General features: G+C 43.2%; 1 protein-coding gene. It reads left to right on the top strand.

All coding sequences use genetic code 11. The annotated features are described in order from the left end of the window. The first annotated feature begins 167 nt into the window (after positions 1-167). Positions 168-521 carry a hypothetical protein gene (locus tag QEH52_RS19960; RefSeq protein WP_308952724.1) on the top strand — a complete coding sequence of 118 codons (354 nt, stop codon included), beginning with the start codon at positions 168-170 and terminating at the stop codon, positions 519-521. Positions 522-717: the final 196 nt, after the last annotated feature.

Here is a 717-nt window from a genome sequence, read left to right on the forward strand (position 1 = left end):
CGCACTTGTGCTTCTCTAGTGATTGATTTGTTATTCAGGTCTTTCACAATGGACTTTCACCATATAAGGTTATCAACATGCCGGGCATACCCAAGACGGAGCAGATCAATGAATTTCGCTGAAACTCATTCATGACTGTCCTCCACGTTCTACGAAGGGAAATTTAAATGATTACCATTAAAGCATATTTGAACGGGGAACAGTTGGCGATAGCGGGAGACGAAAAACTGAGACTGCTATTGGGCACTGTTGCCATTTTTACACGAAACGAAAATGAATATGAAATGCACCTCGAGCTAGGTGGAGTCACCAATGAGTCTGGCCATATAAATTGGCTGAGCCAAAAAGAATTCAGAAATGGAGACACTATCACTTTCAAGATTGGAGGTTCAGAAGCACCAACTTTACCTACGAGAATCACAGAACCAAAGAGTAAGAAAGAAATTGGCATTCTAGAGTGGGAAAAGGCCAAGGAAATCTATGAGGCTCATCGACATACATACGAAAATATTGAAGAGTAGAACCAGACGGAGCTGGTCAACCCCATTTACGCGCCGGTTATTCGACAACCACTTAAACTACTAAATTCACAGGCTGGGTTGCCAGTCCTCGACGTTCCCATAAATTGAAAAAATGAATCTCAGGCTCGATGGGTCGAAAGTAAGAAAAACTAGCACGACGAAGAAATCCCCTGACCGACGAGCATCACAGGCCAAG

It is taken from the genome of Thalassobacterium maritimum, from assembly GCF_031127805.1.
GTDB lineage: Bacteria > Verrucomicrobiota > Verrucomicrobiia > Opitutales > Coraliomargaritaceae > Thalassobacterium > Thalassobacterium maritimum.